This window comes from Streptosporangium amethystogenes subsp. fukuiense (assembly GCF_042665875.1).
In the GTDB taxonomy this organism is placed as follows: Bacteria; Actinomycetota; Actinomycetes; order Streptosporangiales; family Streptosporangiaceae; genus Streptosporangium; species Streptosporangium fukuiense.
Map to the genome: position 1 here is coordinate 309,203 of NZ_JBHTEE010000001.1, position 18,676 is coordinate 327,878.

The 18,676-nt window shown below is 70.6% G+C and carries 15 protein-coding genes; 7 read left to right on the top strand and 8 right to left on the bottom strand.

Annotated elements, in window-relative coordinates; all coding sequences use genetic code 11:
* Positions 1-176: 176 nt before the first annotated feature.
* From ACFQVD_RS01400 to ACFQVD_RS01410, 3 genes are all read right to left on the bottom strand, one after another.
* Complete coding sequence (locus ACFQVD_RS01400) at positions 177-728, bottom strand: YbhB/YbcL family Raf kinase inhibitor-like protein (protein WP_343967633.1); 552 nt, start codon at positions 726-728, stop codon at positions 177-179.
* A gap of 452 nt (positions 729-1,180) precedes the next feature.
* Positions 1,181-1,990: an ABC transporter permease gene (locus ACFQVD_RS01405; RefSeq protein ID WP_343967631.1), complete on the bottom strand. Its 810-nt coding sequence runs from the start codon at positions 1,988-1,990 to the stop codon at positions 1,181-1,183.
* Positions 1,987-2,958: an ATP-binding cassette domain-containing protein gene (locus ACFQVD_RS01410; RefSeq protein ID WP_343967628.1), complete on the bottom strand. Its 972-nt coding sequence runs from the start codon at positions 2,956-2,958 to the stop codon at positions 1,987-1,989. The genes ACFQVD_RS01405 and ACFQVD_RS01410 overlap by 4 nt, the downstream gene beginning before the upstream one ends.
* A 233-nt stretch (positions 2,959-3,191) precedes the next feature.
* Between ACFQVD_RS01410 and ACFQVD_RS01415 the strand changes: the two genes are divergently transcribed.
* Together ACFQVD_RS01415 and ACFQVD_RS01420 are read left to right on the top strand one after the other, a co-directional pair.
* Positions 3,192-3,800 (top strand): PH domain-containing protein, encoded by a 609-nt coding sequence (locus ACFQVD_RS01415; protein WP_343967626.1) that lies wholly within the window; start codon positions 3,192-3,194, stop codon positions 3,798-3,800.
* Complete coding sequence (locus ACFQVD_RS01420; protein ID WP_343967624.1) at positions 3,797-5,659, top strand: PH domain-containing protein; 1,863 nt, start codon at positions 3,797-3,799, stop codon at positions 5,657-5,659. The genes ACFQVD_RS01415 and ACFQVD_RS01420 overlap by 4 nt, the downstream gene beginning before the upstream one ends.
* Positions 5,660-5,714: 55 nt before the next feature.
* Here the strand turns inward: ACFQVD_RS01420 and sepH are convergent, their stop codons facing one another.
* The 3 genes from sepH to ACFQVD_RS01435 all read right to left on the bottom strand — a co-directional run bounded on the left by sepH (position 5,715) and on the right by ACFQVD_RS01435 (position 10,665).
* Positions 5,715-7,469 carry a septation protein SepH gene (gene sepH, locus ACFQVD_RS01425; RefSeq protein WP_343967622.1) on the bottom strand — a complete coding sequence of 585 codons (1,755 nt, stop codon included), beginning with the start codon at positions 7,467-7,469 and terminating at the stop codon, positions 5,715-5,717.
* Positions 7,470-8,037: 568 nt separating this feature from the next.
* Positions 8,038-9,351 (bottom strand): D-arabinono-1,4-lactone oxidase, encoded by a 1,314-nt coding sequence (locus ACFQVD_RS01430; protein WP_343967620.1) that lies wholly within the window; start codon positions 9,349-9,351, stop codon positions 8,038-8,040.
* Positions 9,352-9,462: 111 nt separating this feature from the next.
* Entirely contained in the window at positions 9,463-10,665 is a 1,203-nt protein-coding gene (locus ACFQVD_RS01435) for an MFS transporter (RefSeq protein ID WP_343967618.1), read from the bottom strand.
* Between the two features lie 156 nt (positions 10,666-10,821).
* Here ACFQVD_RS01435 and ACFQVD_RS01440 point away from each other — a divergent pair, with 156 nt between their 5' ends.
* Positions 10,822-12,093, top strand: a complete 1,272-nt coding sequence (locus tag ACFQVD_RS01440) for a lytic murein transglycosylase (protein WP_343967616.1) — start codon at positions 10,822-10,824, stop codon at positions 12,091-12,093.
* A 12-nt stretch (positions 12,094-12,105) separates the two neighbouring features.
* Here the strand turns inward: ACFQVD_RS01440 and ACFQVD_RS01445 are convergent, their stop codons facing one another.
* Positions 12,106-13,068 (bottom strand): ferrochelatase, encoded by a 963-nt coding sequence (locus tag ACFQVD_RS01445; protein ID WP_343967614.1) that lies wholly within the window; start codon positions 13,066-13,068, stop codon positions 12,106-12,108.
* 93 nt (positions 13,069-13,161) lie between these two features.
* Between ACFQVD_RS01445 and ACFQVD_RS01450 the strand changes: the two genes are divergently transcribed.
* Together ACFQVD_RS01450 and ACFQVD_RS01455 are read left to right on the top strand one after the other, a co-directional pair.
* Positions 13,162-15,183, top strand: coding sequence for a S9 family peptidase (locus ACFQVD_RS01450; RefSeq protein ID WP_386274183.1), 2,022 nt, complete (start codon positions 13,162-13,164; stop codon positions 15,181-15,183).
* 92 nt (positions 15,184-15,275) lie between these two features.
* The gene (locus ACFQVD_RS01455) at positions 15,276-16,070 is read left to right on the top strand and encodes an inositol monophosphatase family protein (protein WP_343967608.1); all 795 of its coding nucleotides are present in this window, start codon (positions 15,276-15,278) and stop codon (positions 16,068-16,070) included.
* A 76-nt stretch (positions 16,071-16,146) separates the two neighbouring features.
* On the opposite strand, the gene ACFQVD_RS01460 is transcribed toward ACFQVD_RS01455, so the two are convergent.
* Complete coding sequence (locus tag ACFQVD_RS01460; RefSeq protein ID WP_169750159.1) at positions 16,147-16,311, bottom strand: hypothetical protein; 165 nt, start codon at positions 16,309-16,311, stop codon at positions 16,147-16,149.
* A 222-nt stretch (positions 16,312-16,533) separates the two neighbouring features.
* Between ACFQVD_RS01460 and ACFQVD_RS01465 the strand changes: the two genes are divergently transcribed.
* Positions 16,534-17,187 carry a response regulator transcription factor gene (locus ACFQVD_RS01465; RefSeq protein ID WP_343967605.1) on the top strand — a complete coding sequence of 218 codons (654 nt, stop codon included), beginning with the start codon at positions 16,534-16,536 and terminating at the stop codon, positions 17,185-17,187.
* An 80-nt stretch (positions 17,188-17,267) separates the two neighbouring features.
* Positions 17,268-18,578, top strand: a complete 1,311-nt coding sequence (locus tag ACFQVD_RS01470; RefSeq protein ID WP_343967688.1) for a sensor histidine kinase — start codon at positions 17,268-17,270, stop codon at positions 18,576-18,578.
* Positions 18,579-18,676: the final 98 nt, after the last annotated feature.

The window sequence follows — 18,676 nt, forward strand, 5'->3', positions numbered from 1 at the left end:
CCCTCAAGGCCATGGCCTTACAGCGGCGCCGGTGAGGTCGCGCGGCCATCGACGCGACCTTCCCCCATGCATCACCTGCGCTTGGACATTGGATCTGATTGTGTCGGACCACTATGAGCGTTGTCACACCCTAAGTGAAGAATTGGTAACCATTACTACCTCCGGTGTTTGGCCAGTCACTCGATGTGCGCCGCGGTGAGCCGTCCCCAGGCGATCGTCTTGTCCGCGATGCTCCTCAAGGTCTGGCCAAGGGAGGCTCCCTTGCGAAGATCGACCTTGCCGTCGAGCGCGTAGACAGTGAAACGATAGTTCTCCTGGACGCCGCACGGGGGGCTATAGCCCACCTTGCCGTTCGTCGTGCTTCCCTCCACGGCTCCCACCGGGACGCCACCCTCAGGCAGTTCGTTGGTGCGGGGGTCGATGTCGAAAACGACCCAGTGCACTTCGCCGCCTGTCCGGGAGTTGCTGTCCGCCACGATCGCGACGGACTTCGTGCCCTCGGGCACGCGAGACCAGCGCAACGGGGGATTACCGGCCGAACCCTTGCATGAATAGTCGGACGGCAGGGGGCCGCCGTCTCTGACCCGGGGGCTGGAGACGCTGATCGGCTCCAGCTGAGATCTCTCCGTCGAGGCCATGCCGCTGGCCATCCCACAACCCGAGGACATGACGACGAGCGCCGCGGCGATCGCCGTTCCCGAGATCAGCCGCGGGCGGCGCGTAGACATGTTTGGCTGCCCCATGCCCGATGATGCTACGCGGGTCTGGAAGATGCGCAGACCGGATCGCGAGGTTCCGCGGGTGGGAAAAGGCCGAAAAACGGGCAAAATCGAGGGACGGAAGGGGCGAGAGTTAACATCAAACTGGTTTCGCCGTCCCCCGGCCGTCACGCGCCGGCCATGTCTGGTCGTTTCCGGCGGCCGTGACGCCTGGCACATCTGCGGCGGCTGGAGCGCCCGTGGCGGCTGTGCCCCCGAGCCGCCCCTCCAATGGGCCACCCCGCCCCTGCCGGATCCAGCCGGACCGTTTTCCCGGCCCTGGCGGAAACCTCGTGCAGCGGCCTGTCTGGAGCCTCCCGGGGAGAGCCGCCCCGGAGTGCCCCCGACGTGGTGAGGCGTCGCCCGGCCACGCCGGGCGCAGAGACCCGGGAGGCGCTCAGGGGCACTTCGGGAAAGGGTGCCTAGACGCGGCTGCGGAACGCGCGGATCGCCAGAGGGGCGAAGACCACGGCGAAACCGGCGGCCCAGAGCAGCGAGAAGAGCGCGGCCCTGGTGACGTCGCCGCCGATGAGCAGGCCGCGGATGGCGTCCGCCAGGTGCGTGACGGGGTTGAGGTCGGACCAGGTCTTCAGCCAGGACGGGAAGGTGGCGGAGGGCACCAGGGCACTGCTGGTGAAGGTCAGCGGCATCATCGTGGAGAAGGCGATCATCTGCACCTTCTCGGGGCTGGAGGCCTTCAGACCGATCAGCACCGACATCCAGGACATGGCCAGGGCGACCACGACCAGCAGCGCCAGGGCACCCAGCAGTCCGAAGAAACTGGTGGTGACCCGGAAGCCCAGCACCATGCCGAAGCCGATCAGCAGGGCGAAGGCCCACATCTGCTTGACGGTGTCGGCGATGATGCGCCCGGACAGGGGCGCGGTGCGGGCGATGGGCAGGCTCCGCAGCCGGTCGAAGACGCCCTTGGTGATGTCGGTGTTGAGGCCGATGGCGGTGGAGAGCGTGTAGAACAGGGCGTTCTGCACGAGCAGGCCGGGCAGGGCGAACTGCAGGTAGTCGCCGGTGGATCCGGAGATGGCGCCGCCGAAGACGTAGGTGAACAGCAGCAGGAACATGATGGGCTGGATGCTCAGATCCAGCAGTTCCCACGGGTTGTGCTTGATCTGGACCAGGCTGCGCCAGGCCAGTGTCATGGTCTGCTGCAGAGTCGCCAGGGGGGTGACGCGCTTGGCGGCCATCTGCGGGATGGTCGTCGTCAGTGTGGTCACACGAACGCCTCTTCTTCCTTGTCGGAGGTCTCCTCGTCCTCGGGCAGGTGGCCGGTGATGGCCAGGAACACCTCGTCCAGGCTGGACTTGCGCAGCGCGAGCTCCGAGGCGACGACGCCCTGCTCGTCCAGACGGCGCACGATCGCGGGGACGGTGGCGGGGTCGTGGACGGAGGCGGTGGCCTTGCCCCCGCTGAGGTCGGGAACCTCGCCCAGCACGTCGGCCAGCACCTTGCCGACCAGATCGAGGTGCTCGGCCTGTGAGGGGCGCACCTCCAGGACCTGGGCGCCGGTGGTCGCCTTGAGCTGGTCGGAGGTGCCGGAGGCGATGACCCTGCCGTGGTCGAAGACGACGATGTCGTCGGCGAGCTGGTCCGCCTCCTCCAGGTACTGGGTGGTGAGCAGCACGGTGACACCGTCGGCCATCAGGCCGCGCACCACACTCCACAGGTCCGTGCGGCTGCGCGGGTCGAGCCCGGTGGTGGGCTCGTCGAGGAAGAGCACCTGGGGGCGGCCGACCAGGCTGGCGGCCAGGTCCAGGCGGCGGCGCATGCCGCCGGAGTAGGTCTTGGCGGCCCGCCCGCCGGCGTCGGACAGGTCGAAGCGCTCCAGCAGCTCGCCCGCGCGCGCCCGGGAGTCGGCGCGCGTCATGCCCAGCAGGCGGCCGATCATCACCAGGTTCTCGACGCCGGTGAGCATCTCGTCGACGGCGGCGTACTGGCCGGTCAGACCGATCAGCGAACGCACCTGGTGGGCCTGGCGCGTCACGTCGTAGCCGCCGACGACGGCGGTGCCGGCGTCGGGGCGGAGCAACGTCGCCAGGATGCGCACCGCGGTGGTCTTGCCCGCCCCGTTGGGGCCGAGCACACCGAGCAGCCTTCCCTGGGGAACGAGGAGGTCCACCCCGTCCAGTGCCCGGGTCTCCCCGTAGCGTTTCACCAGACCCTCGGCCTGGATCGCGTAGGTCATCGGTCATGCCCTCCGTAGTCTCCGGATCTCCAGCATGTACCGCGCCACCGACACTTTTTCGATCCACGGCCCGGCTGGAGGGGGAACGGGCGACACCGGATCGCGGTAGGGGAGCCGCATTGTCGGAGCGCCTGCCCCGCGGACCTGCCGCGATGACCCGCCGGGCTCCGGTGGGACTTTTTGCGTCACATCGCCGGAGCGCCCCGTGGGACGTGACCGTTTAGGCTGACAGCGTGAGCGACCGAGCCGATGAGCACAGCCCCGCCCCGGAGGAGGCCACGGCGGCCGGTCGGCCGGGTGAACGTCGCAGGGGCACTCCCGGGCGTGCCCGGGTCTCCCTGCGCGCCCCCGCCAACCCGATCTCGCGCAAGGCGGTCACGTTGTGGCTGACGGAGGGGATTCTCTGGTCCCTTCTCCTGGTGGGCGGCTCTTTCCTGCTGGCGAGGTGGATCGACGAGGGCCGCTGGTCGTGGTTGCCCGGATGGGCGCTGGACAACATCTGGTGGTTGCCGTGGCTGATGGTGCTGCTACTGGTGCCCGGCACGCTCATCGAGCCGTTCTGGCGGTACGCCGTGCACAGGTGGGAGCTCAGCGAGGACGTCGTCTACGCCCGTTCCGGGTGGCTCAGCAGGGAATGGGTGTTCGTGCCGGTCAGCAGGATCCAGACCGTCGACAAGGCGCAGGGCTGGTTCGAGCGCATGCTGGGCCTGGCGACCGTCGAGATCCGCACCGCCTCCCACGCGGGCTCGTCCACCATCAAGGGCCTTGACTACGCGGTCGCCGCCGAACTGGCCGAGGGGCTCGCCCGTCGCGCGGAAGAGCTCAGGGACGACGCGACGTGACCGGATCCCCCAGCGGCCGTTCACCGGCGGAGCGGCCGGAGGGCACCGAACCCCCGGTGCCCGGTTCCGGGGCCGTCCCTGATCCTGACCCCGCTCGTTCGGCCGGCGGGGCAGGGGAGGGCGCCGAATCCTCGGTGTCCGGTTCCGGGTCTCCCGGATCCGTCCCGCGTCCTGATCCCGCTCGCCCGGCCGACCGGACGGGGCCGTCGCTGCGGCTCAGCCCGAAGGTGCTGCTGACCGATCCGATCCGGATGCTGCCCTCGCTCTTCCTGCCGCTGGCCGGTGTCCTGTTCCTCGGCGGGTTCTCTCCGGGGTCGTTCGTGTGGGCGGCGCTGGGCGTCGTCGGCTCCGTCGCGTTCTCGGCCGTGCGCTGGGTCACCTTCACCTACCGGATCGCCGGTGATCGGCTGGAGCTCACCCGGTCGCTGATCAGCAGGTCGGTGCGGACGATCCCGCTGGAGCGGATCCGCGGCGTCGACGTCAGTGCCCCGCCGCTGCACCGCCTGCTCGGCATCGCCGTCCTGCGGATCGACACCGGCGCCGGCGGCGACGACAAGCAGGAGGGCGAGCTCGACGGGGTCACCGTGGAGGAGGGGGAGCGGCTCAAGGCGGTGTTGCTCTGGCACGCACGCGCCCGCATGGCGAGACGCGCCCAGGCGCGCGAGACGGCCTCGGCGTCCGGCCCGGGTGAGCTCACGGCCGCGGACGCGGCGGAGCCGGCGGCCCCCGCCGTCGTCCGTCACGAGGTGGGTGACGCGACCCCCGAGCGGGTGTTCTTCGTGCTGCCGCGGAAGTGGCTCGTCTACGGCCCGCTCTCCGGTTCCTACCTGCTGACCCCGTTCGCGCTGGTCGCCGGTGCCGTGGGCCTGGCGTTCCAGTGGGGCGGCGAGCTCAAGATCGACAGGCGGGTCGTGATGGGCGCGGGGGAGTGGCTCTGGGAGCATCCGCCCCTGCTCACCGCGGCCCTGGTACTGCTGCTCCTGGCCATGCCGGTGGTCGGCGTGGTCATGTACGCGGTGTTCAACTGGGACTTCACACTCCGCGCCAGTGAGGGATACCTGATCGCCGGGCGCGGTCTGGTCACGCGCAGGAGCGTGTCCCTGGAGCGGCGCAGGGTGCGAGGGTTCGAGTTCGTGGAGGGGCCGGCCGAGCGCTGGGCGGGGTTCGGCCGCGCATGGGCGATCGTGACCGGTCTCGGCGACTCGGAGACCCGGGGCCAGTTGCTTCCCGTCGCCCCGAGGGAGACCGTGCTCGACGTGGTGGGTGAGGCGATCGGCCCGATCACCACCGGGCTGCGGTCCCACCCGCCGGCGGCACGCAGGCGCCGGCTGTTTCGGGCGATCTTCCCGTGGCTGGTCGTCGCCGCCTGTGCGACGACGGCGGCCCTGCTCTGGTCCGGGCTCTGGTGGGCGCTCGCGGTGCCCGCCCTGATCCTCGCGCTGCTGGGCGTCCCGCTCGGCCTGGACCGCTACCGGTCCCTCGGCCACACCTACGACGGGAGCCGCCTGTCGGTCCGCTCGGGGTCGCTACGCCGCTCTCAGGCGGTGGTGGAGAAGCGGGCGGTAGTCGGCTGGACTCTGAGCCAGACCTGGTTCCAGCGCCGCGCCGGTCTGCTGACCGTGACCGCGGGCGTGGGTGCGGGCACCGGTGGCTACGCCGCCCTCGACGTCGGTGAGGCCGAGGGACCGGCCTTCGCCGCCGAGGTCACCCCGACCTGGTTGGCCCCGTTCCTCGTCTCCGAGGACCTGGGCCGCGGAAACCCGCTTCCCGCGGAGTCCTCGCCCCTCGGATCGGCAGCACCCGGCGAACCGTCCACGCGGGACAGGTCGACCTCGCCCGGGGAGCCGGGGAACGGCTGACATACGGTGAGGCGGGGGGCCGGTGTCCCGGTCGCCCCCGCCTGACGTGGTGCGATCAGTCCTGGCGGCGGGCGCCGAACATGATCTCGTCCCAGGTGGGCACGGACGCCCGCCGCCCCCGGGACTTCTTGGCAGGCCGCGCCGGAGCCGGTGCCGGCTTCGGCGGTTCCGCGGGCTTCTCCGCCGCGGGCTTGTCGACCTTGGTCTCCTGCATGGCCCCCGTGTCCCCCTGTGTCTCTTGCCTGCCCGGCTCGGCCTTGGCCCGCTCGTCCACGCTGACGCGCGCCGCCGGTACGGCTATCGAACCCTCCTGGGCCGGTTCGGACTCCGGCGCGGGGGTCTCCTTCGCCGCGATGGTGTTCTCCGCTTTCGTGGAGACCGGCTGTCCTGCCGTCTTCTCGTCCGCCGCGGACCGCTGCTCGGCGGGCTCGGACGGGACGGCGACAGGCTCCGGCGGGGTCACGGCGGTGGGCGGGAGGGGGGCCGATACCTCGGCGACCTGGGGAGCCTCCATGACCTCCATGACCTCCATGACCTCCATGACCTCCGGGGCCTTCGCGGCCTCCGGAGTCTTCGCGGCCTCCGCGACCACGGGCTCGGGGGGAGTGGCCGGCGCGTGCGCCGGAGCCTGCTCGGGCAGGTCGGATCCGGTGGCCGATTCCCGCGTCGTGGCGGGCACCGGCTCCGGCGCGCCGGCCGAGAGCGGCCCGACCCGAGCCGGCTCGGCCGCCGTCACAGGGGACTGGACGGCGACAACGGGCTGTGGCGCGGCGGGTGCCGCGGGCTCAGGCTCCGGGGCGGGCAGCGGCTCGTACGCGGCGGGTTCCTGCGCGGCCGGTGAGACCGGCTCGTACGCGGTGACCGGCTCCGGCAGCACCGGCTCCGGAGGCCTGACCCGCGCGGCGGGATCGGGGCCCTCGGCCGCGGGAGCGGCGGGCTCCGATGCCCGGTCGGACTGGTATCCGGCCGGGTCGGGAGCGCGCAGCGGCGGCACGGACACCCTCGGGGCCTCGTATCCGGCGGGGAGCGGAGGCATGGGCGGCTGCTGGTAGGCGGCCGGAGGTTCGGTCTGGGCGTAGGCGGGCCGGGGCTGTGCCACGGACTCGTGCCGCAGGACCGAGGGGAAGGCGACCGGCTGCTGGTTCGGCGGTTCGGGAGCCAGCGGCGGCACCGGAGCGAGCTTGGCCACCCGCGGCACGAACGGCGTGACCGTGGTGTCCTCGACCGGCTTGACGTCCTCTCCGCTGGACAGGCGCAGGGCCTCGTCGTCGTGGGGCGTGATGTGGCGCCGGCGCGGGTCGAAGAGCCACTCGGCGTTGCGCGTGTGACCGTTCCACACGAACCCGAGCTTGATGCGCCACATGTTGTCGTCCCGCTTGGCGGAGTCCCACTCGATCTCGTCGGCGGGGACGCCGCGGCGGGTCAGCCGCTCGGCGACCAGGTCGCCGAGAGTGGGACCGGGAGCGGAGTCGCCGGGCAGGCGTACGGCGCAGCGCTGCGCCTGCTGTGCCATGTACTCACGTTCCTGGAGCACGGGGCCCTCGAACCATCGCACGCGCTCGACCGGGATGCCCGCCGTATTGGCGATCTCCTCCGCGGTCTCGCCGGCACGGATCCGGGCCTGGATCTCCTTGGGGCGCAACGGACTCTCCACTTCGATCTCGTACTGGCCGAGACGGGAGAAGTTGCCGCGGACGGCAGCACGGAGCCGGTCGTCGACGGGCAGCGTGAACCGGGTACCCCGGCCGGCTGTCGCCAGCACGAGATAGGTCCCGTCCTCACTCACCGCGACGAGTCGGAGCTCCTGCATGCGAGTCCCTTCGTCGTCGTGCTCAATCTTCCCCCGGACCCTTGAGTCTCTCGCGTGTGCCGGTTGCCTGCCAGCACCGTACCCGGCATGTCCGAACATCGCCTTCCTGGATGGGGCTCGCAGCGATGTGACGCCGGTCACATTTGCTCCATTCATCTAATTACAGGGCACCGGTCTGGAGCAGCAACTTCGGGGTCCTCAGGGGATTCTCATGGATAACCCGGTGAACCGCTGCGGACTTCCGCCAAGAACCGGAAGATGGCGGTGAGGCCGGTCCGCCGGTCCGGGAAGGGTGTGTCGCGATCGCGGCGTTGTGCGGGGGCCGGTCGTCGCGGTCCGTGACGACGGATCGCGGCGGCGGCTGGCATGGACGGCGGGAGAAGGTCATCTCCAGCGGACTCCCTCGGGGTCGAGCGGCGCGGGCGTCTGCGAATCTGCCCGTCGCACGTGCCGGGGGAACGACGGGACACGCGGACGCGTCACTCTTCGAGCGAGCCTTTGCGTCACCCTTTACCGAAAGCTTGTGAGAAGCGGCCGAATCGGGGGAACGGGGCCGCCTCGGCGGCCCTCAGCCCAGGACGGTGTCGAGATACTCGTTGGCGAACGCGCGTCCGGGGTCGAGGGCGTCCCGTACCATCAGGAAGTCGGCGAACCGGGGATAGACCCTCGTCAGGTAGGTCGCGTCGCGAGTGTGCAGCTTGCCCCAGTGCGGGCGGCCGCCGAGCCTCGTCATGATCTCCTCAACGCCCTCGAAGTAGGCGGGGTTCGGGGTCGGCCGGTAGACGTGGCAGGCGATGTAGGCCGAGTCCCTGCCGTAGGCGGTGGACAGCCAGGCGTCCGAGGCGGGGGTGACCCGCACCTCGATCGGGAAGCTGATCTTCCAGTCCCTGACCTCCAGCAGGTCGCGGACCTCGCGAAGGGCCTGGCCGAGGTGCTCGCGCGCGATGGCGTACTCCATCTCCAGGAAGCGTACCCGGCGCACGCTCGTGAAGATCCGATGTGAGGCGTCGGTGTGGGTCGAGGCCGACAGCGTCGCGGCCGAGAGCGCGTTGAGCCGGGGGATGGCGCCCGGGTAGCGGCCACCGATGCCGCACACCGCGCCGAACAGGGTGTTCTCCATGAAGTGGTTGTCGAGCCAGTACCTCAGCGCGCTCGGCGGCCGGGCCGGGCCGGGGCTGCGGTTGTTGCGCTTGGTCAGGCAGGTGTCGGTGTGCGGCATCCAGAAGAAGTCGAGGTGCTCGTTGCCGGTGACGAGGGAGTCGAGGGAGTCCAGGATCGAGGACAGCGCCATCGGCTCCCGGACGCTGCGCAGCAGGAAGGAGGGCTCCACCCGGAAGGTCACCGCGGTCACCACGCCGAGGGCGCCCAGGCCCACCCTGGCCGCGTCGAACAGGTCCTGCTCGGCCACCCCGCGGATCTTCCCCTCGCCGTCGCCGCGGACTGTGACGATCTCGCCGTCGGCGAGCACCATCTCCAGTGCCAGCACCTGGTCGGCCAGTCCGCCGAGGTCCCTGCCGGTGCCGTGGGTGCCGGTCTGGACGGCCCCGGCCAGGGTCTGGGCGTCGATGTCGCCCATGTTGGCCAGGGCCAGCCCCCTTTGGTGCAGTTCCCGGTTGAGCGTGCCGATCGTCGTCCCCGCCTCGGCCGTCACCCAGCCGTCTCCCACCTCGCGGATCCCGGTCAGCGCGTCCGGCCGCAGCAGGATGCCGTCGGTCAGGGCGACCGAGGTGAACGAGTGCCCGCTGCCGATCATCCGCACCCGGCGTCCCGAGGCGACGGCGTCGCGCACCGCCCGCGAGACCCCCTCGGCATCGGACGGCGTACGGACCTCCGTGGGGGTGGCGGATTGGTTTCCCGCCCAGTTGCGGAAGGTCTCGCCCATGTTCGCTCCTGCCCTGCGGGCGTCACCCGGCCCTGTCGCGGGCGTCGACGCCCCTGGGACGCGGGTTACCGCCGGTTCGTCACTCGCTCCGCCAGCGAATATGAACAATACTCATGATTGCTGCCGGGCGACAGGGGTTCGCAGCCAGGCGGAGCCGCCGACGCCGACCGTCACGGCCAGCAGGGCACAGACGAAGGAGAATCCGTAGGCGTTGGAAGCGCCGAACGCGTCGGTGAGCCTGCCGCCCGCCCACGCGCCGATCGCCACGCCGAACCCGACCGAGGTCGAGATCCAGGCCATGCCCTCGGTGAGCAGGTGGACGGGGACCAGCTGCTCGGTCAGGCTGTAGCCGGTGATGACGGTCGGGGAGATGGCCAGCCCGGCCAGGAAGAGCGCGCCCGCCATGGTCCTGACGTCGTCGATGAGCATGATCGGGGTCAGGCCCAGGGCGAACACCGCCAGCGAGCCGATGAACCTGCCGCGCAGCGAGACGGTCCACTGCCGTGCGCCGTACCAGAGCCCGGAGACCAGGCTCCCGCCGGCGAACGAGGCGAGCAGCAGGCCGGCGGCGGGTTTGGCGCCCTGTTCCTCGGCGAACGCCACCGTGACCAGGTCGACAGAGCCGAACACCGCCCCCATCGCCAGGAAGGCGCATGACATCAGGGCGACGCCGGGGATGGTGATCGGGGTGCCCGAGCGCTCTTCCCTGGGGCGGATGGGCGGCTCCGTGCCACGCTGCAGCCCGAAGGCGATGGTGCCTATGGTCGTGCAGGTCAGAGCCACGATCAGGCCCGCGTACGGGTTGATCATGGTGGCCAGGGCGGTGACCAGTGCCGGACCCGCGACGAAGATGACCTCGTCCGCGACCGACTCGAAGGAGAACGCCGTGTGCAGCCTCGCCGTCCCGCCCAGCAGGTGCGACCAGCGGGCGCGCACGAGCGAGCCGAGCGAGAGCGCGGTCGCGCCGACCGCGACACCGGTGGCGAAGAGCGTCCACCGGGGGGCGCCGAACTTGGCGCAGAGCATCATGCCGGTCAGCGTGGCGCCGTGCGCCAGCGTGAGCGGGATGACTATCCTGGCCTGGCCGAACCTGTCCACCAGGCGCCCCGACAGGGGAGCGGCGACGGCCAAGGAGACGCTGACGGTGGCCGCGACCGCTCCCGCCGTCGCGTAGGAGTCGGTGAGCGCCTCGATGAGCAGCACGATGCCGATGCCGAGCATCGACATGGGCATCCGCCCGAAGAATCCCGCGATGACGAAGCCCTTGACGCCGGGCGTACTGAAGAGCCCCCGGTACGGCCCGACCACTGACACTCCCTGATGCTTTATGCGGGTGGAACATGCCGACGATTCCGCACGGAGTCGCTTCTCGGCAAGTGATTTTCCAGGCAACGGCTCCCGACGGGGGCCGTTGAGGCTAACGTGAGCGCGGTGTCACGTCTTCCCGGGTTGAGGGCATTCGTCCCAGTGATGGTTGCTCTAGCCGTACTTGTCGCTCTCGGTGGCGTCGCGCTCGCAGTGATCACCGGTGGCCGTCCCGCGGCCCCGGACGGGAACGCCGTCACGGAGTCCCGCATCCGGGACCTGGCGGCGATCGCGCCGGTGGTCGGCCGGTCGGCGACCCCGCCGGCCACGGCGGACCCGGTAAACCCGGAGAACGCTGCCCCGCAGAGCCCCGCCCCGGAGACCCCGGCCTCGCAGCCGTCCGGGACCCCCGGCCCCCAAGGGGCGGACAGCCCGGGGTTCACCTCCACCCCGCCCCGGCTACTGGTCATATCCCCGTCGACGCTGACCGAGCAGAGCAAGGAGGACATCTCCCGGCTCAAGTACGTTCAGAAGATCGACTCCTTCGACGGCGGGGCGGTCAAGGTGTCCGGGGTCGGACTCAACCTCCTCGCGGTCGACCCCGCCCGTTTCCGGGCGTGGGTTCCCAGGGCCGTCGCCGACCAGCAGGAGGTGTGGAGCGCCCTGGCCAGGGGCGAGTTCGTCGCGGACAGCTCGGCGGCGCGCCGCCTGGGGCTGGTCCTCGGTGCGGAGTACCAGGTGGACGATGGTCCCCGGCTGCGGGCCGCGGCCTCGGCCGCCTTGGGCCTGCCGGGCGTGGACGGCATCGTGGGGGAGGAGACCGGCCGCAGGCTGGGCCTGCCGCCGGGAGTGGCGCTGCTCGTGCACGGGCCCGAGAAGGCCACCGCCGTGCTCAGGGCCCGGGTGGGCAGGCTGCTCGGCTCAGGCTCCCAGGTGGTCGCCGTCGGTGGGTCCGGCACGGCGAAGGCCGGTACGGGCAAGGCCGACACGGACAAGACGGCCCCGGCGAAGACCGGTACCGACAAGACCGCGAAGGCGGCCCGGGTGACGGTCGGCAGACCCGGCAGCTACCTGGAGCTCTATCGCGCCTCGGCCGAGGTCTGCCCGGGGCTCTCCTGGACGGTGCTGGCCGCGATCGGCCAGGTGGAGAGCTCCCACGGGCGCAACAACGGTCCCTCCTCCGCGGGCGCGCAGGGACCGATGCAGTTCATGCCCGCCACCTGGAAGGCCTACGGCGTGGACGGCGACGGCGACGGTGTCGCCGACATCTGGAGCCCCTACGACGCGGTCCCGTCGGCGGCCAACTACCTGTGCGCCAACGGAGCGGCCCAGGGCGGCAAGAAGCTGGAGAAGGCCATCTGGTTCTACAACCACTCCTGGTCGTACGTCTCCAAAGTTCTGGCCATCTCCCGCGGCTATGCCGCCGCCTATCCCTGAGGCGCCGGCTCCCTAGCCGCGGCGGCGCGGCGGCGCCGGGCAGCAGGTGGCCGAGCACGCGACGGGCTCGGGTTCGGCGAGCAGCTCCGAGACCATCGAGACGAACCGGGGGTGGGTGCCGGCCGTGGCCGCCCTGACCAGCGGCAGGCCGATCTTCCTCGCCGTCGCCGCGGCCTCCACGTCGAGGTCGTAGACGACCTCCATGTGGTCGGAGACGAAACCGATCGGCACCAGCACCACCGCCGGGGCGTCGACCTCCGGCAGATGGTCGCAGACGTCGGGCTCCAGCCACGGAATGTGGGGGGCACCGCTCCGGCTCTGCCAGACCAGGTCCCACGGCCTGTCGCCACCCAGCTCGGCGGTGACCAGCGTGGCCGCGCGGCGCAGCTGAGCCTCGTACGCCCCGCCGCTCTCGCCGGCCGTCTCGGCCATCGAGACCGGAATACTGTGCGCCGTGAAGACCAGCCGGGCGGAGTCGCCGAGCCCGTCGGGCAGCCGGTCCAGCGCCTCGCGGGTGTGGTCGGCCATCGCCGCGATGAAGCCCGGGTGGTCGAAGTAGTGCCGGAGCTTGACCACCTCGGGGGCACCCTCGACCGCGGCCCTGGCCAGCGCGATGTCGTCGATGTACTGCCGGCAGCTCGAGTACGAGCTGTAGGCCGAGGTGACGAAGGCCGCCGCCCTGCGCACGCCGTCGCCCGCCATCTCGCGGAGCGTGTCCTCCAGGTAGGGGTGCCAGTTGCGGTTGCCCCAGTAGATCGGAAGGTCGATGGTCGGTGCCAGGGCCGCGATCAGGTCGCGGCACTGCTGGTTGATCGGGCTGACCCCACCGAAGCGCTGGTAGTGCGCCTCGACCTCCAACAGCCGCTCGCGCGGGATCCCACGGCCCCGCACCACGTTCTCCAGGAACGGCATCACGTCGTCAGGCTTCTCGGGACCCCCGAACGAGACGACGAGCAGTGCGTCGTAATTCCCCATGGCCTTCATCAAACCGCATGCCGGGGTGTTCTCTCGCATGGTCACCATGAGTAGTCCGTCATCAACAACATTTGTGGATGAGTGTTTGGGGGCATGTCCGAAGACGGCAGCCGGGGTAGGTTCGAAACTGTGACCCCATTTAACGACATCCGCGATTATGTCGGCGTGCCGCGGGTGGCATCCCTGCGGCTATCCCCCGATGGAACGCGCCTGGTCAGCGTGGTGCAGGCGCTCAACCCCGATGGCAGATCCTACGGAACCTCCCTCTGGGAGATCCCGCTCGACGGCCGAAGGCCGCATCGGCTGACCAGATCGGTCAGGGGCGAGGCCGGGGCCGAGTTCACCCAGCGTGGTGATCTGCTCTTCGGCTCGCGCAGGCCCGACCCGACGGTCAAGGAGGCCGACGAGGAGGTTCCGGCGCTCTGGCTGCTGCCCGCGGCGGGAGGAGAGGCCCGGCAGATCGCGTCCAGACCGGGGGGTGTCGCCGGATTCGCGACCGGCGGGCAGACCGTGGTCTTCTGCTCCGACGTGCTCCCGGGAGACGAGGCGGGGGAGGCCGAGCGGCGCAAGACGCGCAAGGAGGCGGGGATCAGTGCGATTCTGCACGAGAGCTACCCGGTGCGTTACTGGGATCACGATCTAGGTCCCGGCGAGCCCCGGCTGTTCGCGGGCACGCTGGGCGAGGAGGAGCGGCTGACCGAGGTCAGGGACCTCACCCCCCAGCCCGGCAAGGCCCTGGCGAGCCACAGCGCCTACGACGTGACGCCGGACGGTTCCACGGTCGTGGCCACCTGGGGGGTCTCGCTGCCGCATGGCGAGCTCCGTTTCGAACTGGTCGCCATCGAGACGGCCAACGGCGGGGCCAGGCGTGTCCTCGCCGCCGCCGACGGCCACGACTTCGACGGGCCGATCAGGATCTCTCCCGACGGACGCCTGGTCGCGTGCGTCCGGAGTAACCACGCCGACATCGACCACATCCCCGAGAGCACCCTGTGGATCGTCGATCTGGCCACCGGTGAGGGCCACCCCGCGGGCGGGGCGCTCTGGCCGTCCGACATCGTCTGGGCGCCTGACTCCCGCTCGCTGTTCGTGGCCGCCGACCATCACGGCCGCCGCCCGATCTTCCGGGTCCCGGCCGACGGCTCCGCGCCGGAGCGGCTCACCGGTGACGACGCCGCGTACGCCTCGCTCAACGTCGCGCCCGACGGCACCGTCTACGCGCTGCGCGGCGCGGTGGACGCGCCCGCGGCCCCGGTCAGGGTGGCCGCGGACGGCACCGTCGAGAAGCTGCCCTCCCCCGCCCCCGAACTGGAGTTGCCCGGCCGGCTCACCGAGGTGATCACGACCGCCGACGACGGCATGGAGATCAGGGCCTGGCTGACGCTGCCCGAGGGAGCCTCGGCGAAGAATCCCGCGCCGCTCCTGCTGTGGATCCACGGCGGCCCGCTGGGCAGCTGGAACGACTGGTCCTGGCGCTGGAACCCATGGATCATGGCCCAGCACGGTTACGCCGTGCTGCTCCCCGATCCGTGCATCTCCACCGGGTACGGGCCGGAGATGATCCGGCGCGGCTGGGCCAACTGGGGCCCGCGCACCCACGCCGACCTGATGGCGATCACCGACGCCGCGTTGGAGTTGCCCGAGGTCGACGCCACCAGGACCGCCGCCATGGGCGGCTCGTTCGGCGGCTACATGGCCAACTGGGTCGCCGGGCACACCGACAGGTTCAGTGCGATCGTCACCCACGCCTCGCTCTGGAACCTCGACCAGTTCGCCGGCACCACCGACGCGTCGATGTACTGGCAGCGCGAGTTCGGAGCCCCGGGCACCGGGCTGTACGCGAAGCTCTCTCCGCACCGGTCGCTGGGGAACATCTCCACCCCGATACTGGTCATCCACGGGGACAAGGACTACCGGGTCCCCATCGGCGAGGCGCTGCGTCTCTGGTGGGACCTGCAGCGCTCCGACGTGGAGTCGAAGTTCCTGTACTTTCCCGACGAGAACCACTGGGTGCTCAAGCCGGGCAACGCGGTCGTCTGGTACGAGACCGTGCTGGCCTTCCTGGATCAGCATGTCCTCGGCCGCGAGTGGAAACGCCCTGAGTCGCTGTCGTGAACCCGTGCCGTGTCCTTCGGCCGGCGGAGGACAGGGCCGGTTCCCGGGTCCGGCGAGGCGAGTGAGGAGCGAGTGAGGAAGTGGTGAGGGGATTGGACAGTACCGTGACCTTCGGCAGGCTGGCGGAGGAGATAGCCAGGGAGGCCGGCGAGATGCTCCTGGCCAAGCGCCCGTCCCGTCCCGAGGTGCTGGTCACCAAATCCAGTCCCACCGACGTGGTGACAGCCCTCGACCGGGCCTCGGAGGAGCTGATCCGCGACAGGATCCGGGCGGTCAGGCCCGGCGACGCGATCCTCGGCGAGGAGGGAGGCGCCACCGGCGACGGCAGGGTCCGCTGGATCGTCGACCCGATCGACGGGACCGTCAACTTCCTGTACGGGTTGCCCGAGTGGGCGGTCAGCATCGCGGTCGAGGTGGACGGCGAGGTGATCGCGGGGGTGGTCAACGTCGTGCCCCGCGGAGAGGTGTTCACCGCCGTCAAGGACGGGGGCGCTTGGCTGGCGGGGGAGCGACTGCGCTGTAACACCGGTGTGCCGCTGGACCGGGCACTGATCGCCACCGGATTCGGCTACGAGCGCGGGCGGCGCGAGGTGCAGGCGGAGGTGCTCCGTCACGTGGTGCCGCGGGTACGTGACATCCGCAGGGGTGGATCGGCGGCCTCGGACCTCTGCTCGGTGGCGGCGGGACGGGTGGACGGCTACTACGAGCGCGGCCCGAACGTCTGGGACTACGGGGCCGGCGGCCTCATCGCCCAGGAGGCGGGGGCCAGGCTCGGTGGACTGGCCGGCAGACCGGCCAATCCCGGCCTCGTCCTGTGCGCGGCGCCCGGTCTGTTCGAGGAACTGCACGACCTGCTGCTCCCGCTGGATCCGGAGCGCGACGCCTGAGGCGTCGCGCTCCGGATCCTCGCGGTACGGGCATGAGGGAGCCCCCCGGCCAAGATGGCCGGGGGGCTTCCTCCCATCAGCGCTGAATGGGGACGCCGTTGTCTGTGGCCAGACGCTGGAGATCCTCGATCTCGGCGGTGAAGGTGTCGGCGAGGTAGTCATCGCCGGAGGACCTGGCCTCCTGCAGATTCCGGTATGCCTGGTCGAGGCGGTGTTCGATTGTGGTGGTGAACTCGCCCATCTCACCTTCTTTCTCACGGGCGTATGGGGGCGGAAGGTACCGCGATGGAGACTGGAACCGGCTGTACCCATGGCGGCCGGGAAGCTAAACCTGTGTGTTTCCGACATCACACGGAGTGTCTACCCCTGGGAGGGCCTTACCGTGTGCTTACAGGGGATGGGGCGAGAATGAGGGGCCGTTCCAGCGGCTGCTCATGGAATGTGACGGGAGGTGCCATAAGCCGTGCGAGTGCTTGTGGTCGAGGACGAGCGGGTGCTCGCCGACGCGATCGCGACCGGGCTCCGGCGCGAGGCGATGGCCGTGGACGTGGCCTACGACGGCGCCGGCGCGCTGGAGCGGACGGGCTACATCGACTACGACGTCATCGTCCTGGACCGTGACCTGCCCAAGGTGCACGGTGACGAGGTCTGCCGCCGGCTGGTGGCCTCCCGTACCGCGTCGCGGATTCTCATGCTGACCGCGTCGGGCGACGTCGACGACAAGGTGGAGGGGCTGGGGCTGGGCGCCGACGACTACCTGGCCAAGCCCTTCGTGTTCATCGAGCTCGTCGCGCGGGTGCGGGCGCTGGGCCGCCGCTCCGCCCCGGCGCTGCCGCCGGTGCTGGAGCGGGCGGGGGTCCGCCTGGATCCCGGCAAGCGGCTGGTGACCAGGGACGGCGCGGAGGTGGCGCTCACCAAGAAGGAGTTCGCGGTCCTGGAGGAGCTGATGCGCGCCGAGGGCGCGGTCGTCAGCCAGGAGGATCTGCTGGACAAGGCGTGGGACGAGAACATCGACCCGTTCACCAACGTGGTGCGCGTCACCATGATGACGCTGAGAAAGAAACTGGGCGAGCCTCAGGTGATCGAGACGGTGCCAGGGGTCGGGTACCGGTTGTGAACGTTCCGGCAGGCGGGGGAGAGGAGCGTCCGACGTTCGTCCCGGCGGACAAGGACCGGGGGGCCGTGCCGACCCACCCGATGATCAGCCCGCACTCCGAGCGGGGAGCCTGGAAGAGCGAGCAGCTCGGGTCCGGCCCCCCGGGCAAAGGTGCTCAGCCCCCGCCGCCGACCGGTCCGCCCAGCTGGGACGGTCCGCCGCCGGCGGGCACGATGCCGGTCGAGCACACCCCGCTGAGCCGGCTGCGGGCGATCGTGGACCGGGTCAGCATCCGGTGGCGGCTGACCATCACCTACGCCACGCTGTTCTTCACCGCGGGTGCCCTGCTCATGCTTGTGATCTACCTGATGGTGGGCTGGGCGCTGGGCGCGGTGTGGCCGGACTACCCGCTCAACCTGGACGGGCTGGTCTCTCCCGAGGTGGCGCGCGAGGCCCAGCGGCAGTGGTACTGGCAGCAGCACGCCGCGACCGTCGCGGTACAGAGGGAACTGCTGGCCCGTTCGCTGCTGGCCCTGCTCGGGGTCGGCATCCTGGCGGTCATCATCGGCTACATCGTCGCCGACCGGGCGCTCAAGCCGATCCAGCAGATGACCGCCACGGCCCGCAAGCTGTCGGGCTCCACGCTCGCCCACGAGCGGATCGACCTCAAGGGGCCCGACGACGAGCTGAAGGAGCTGGCCGACACCTTCGACGAGATGCTCACCAGGCTCAATGTGGCCTTCGACACACAGCGAAGATTCGTGGCCAACGCCTCGCACGAGCTCCGCACCCCGCTGACGATCAACCGGACGGTCCTGGAGATCGCGCTGGGCGACCCGGAGGCGTCGGGCGATCTCAAGGCGCTGGGCCGCACCCTCCTGGAGGTCAACGCCCGCAACGAACGCCTGATCGAGGGCCTGCTGCTGCTGGCACGCAGCGAGCGCGAGCTGAGCGTGCGCAAGCCGGTGGACATGAAGGACGTGGCCGAGACGGCCGTCGACCAGCTCGCCACGCGGGCCGCGGAGGCCGAGGTCACCGTGATCACCGAGCTCCGCAGTGCCGGGACCGTCGGTGATCCGGTGCTCCTGGAACGCTGTGTGGCCAACCTGGTGGAGAACGCCATCAAGCACAACCTCCCCGAGTCCGGACGCCTGTGGGTCAGGACGGGAATGGTGGAGGGCGCGCTGGTTGTTCAGGTGGCCAACACGGGGCCGCATATCCCCGCGTACGAGGTGAACAGTCTTTTCGAGCCGTTCCGGCGGCTCAACGCCGATCGGGTCGACTCCGACAAGGGGGCGGGGCTCGGGCTTTCCATCGTCCGCGCGGTGGTGCGGGCTCACGGGGGCAACGTGACCGCCATCCCCAGGGACGGAGGAGGTCTGGTGGTCACCGTGCGACTTCAGGCACGTTGATCCGGCGGGGGGCGTCTCGTTCACGCCGTACATGTGGTTGGATGTGCCGTCGAACACGGTGGTGCATGCCGCCGATGCTGTGGTTTACGCCATATTTG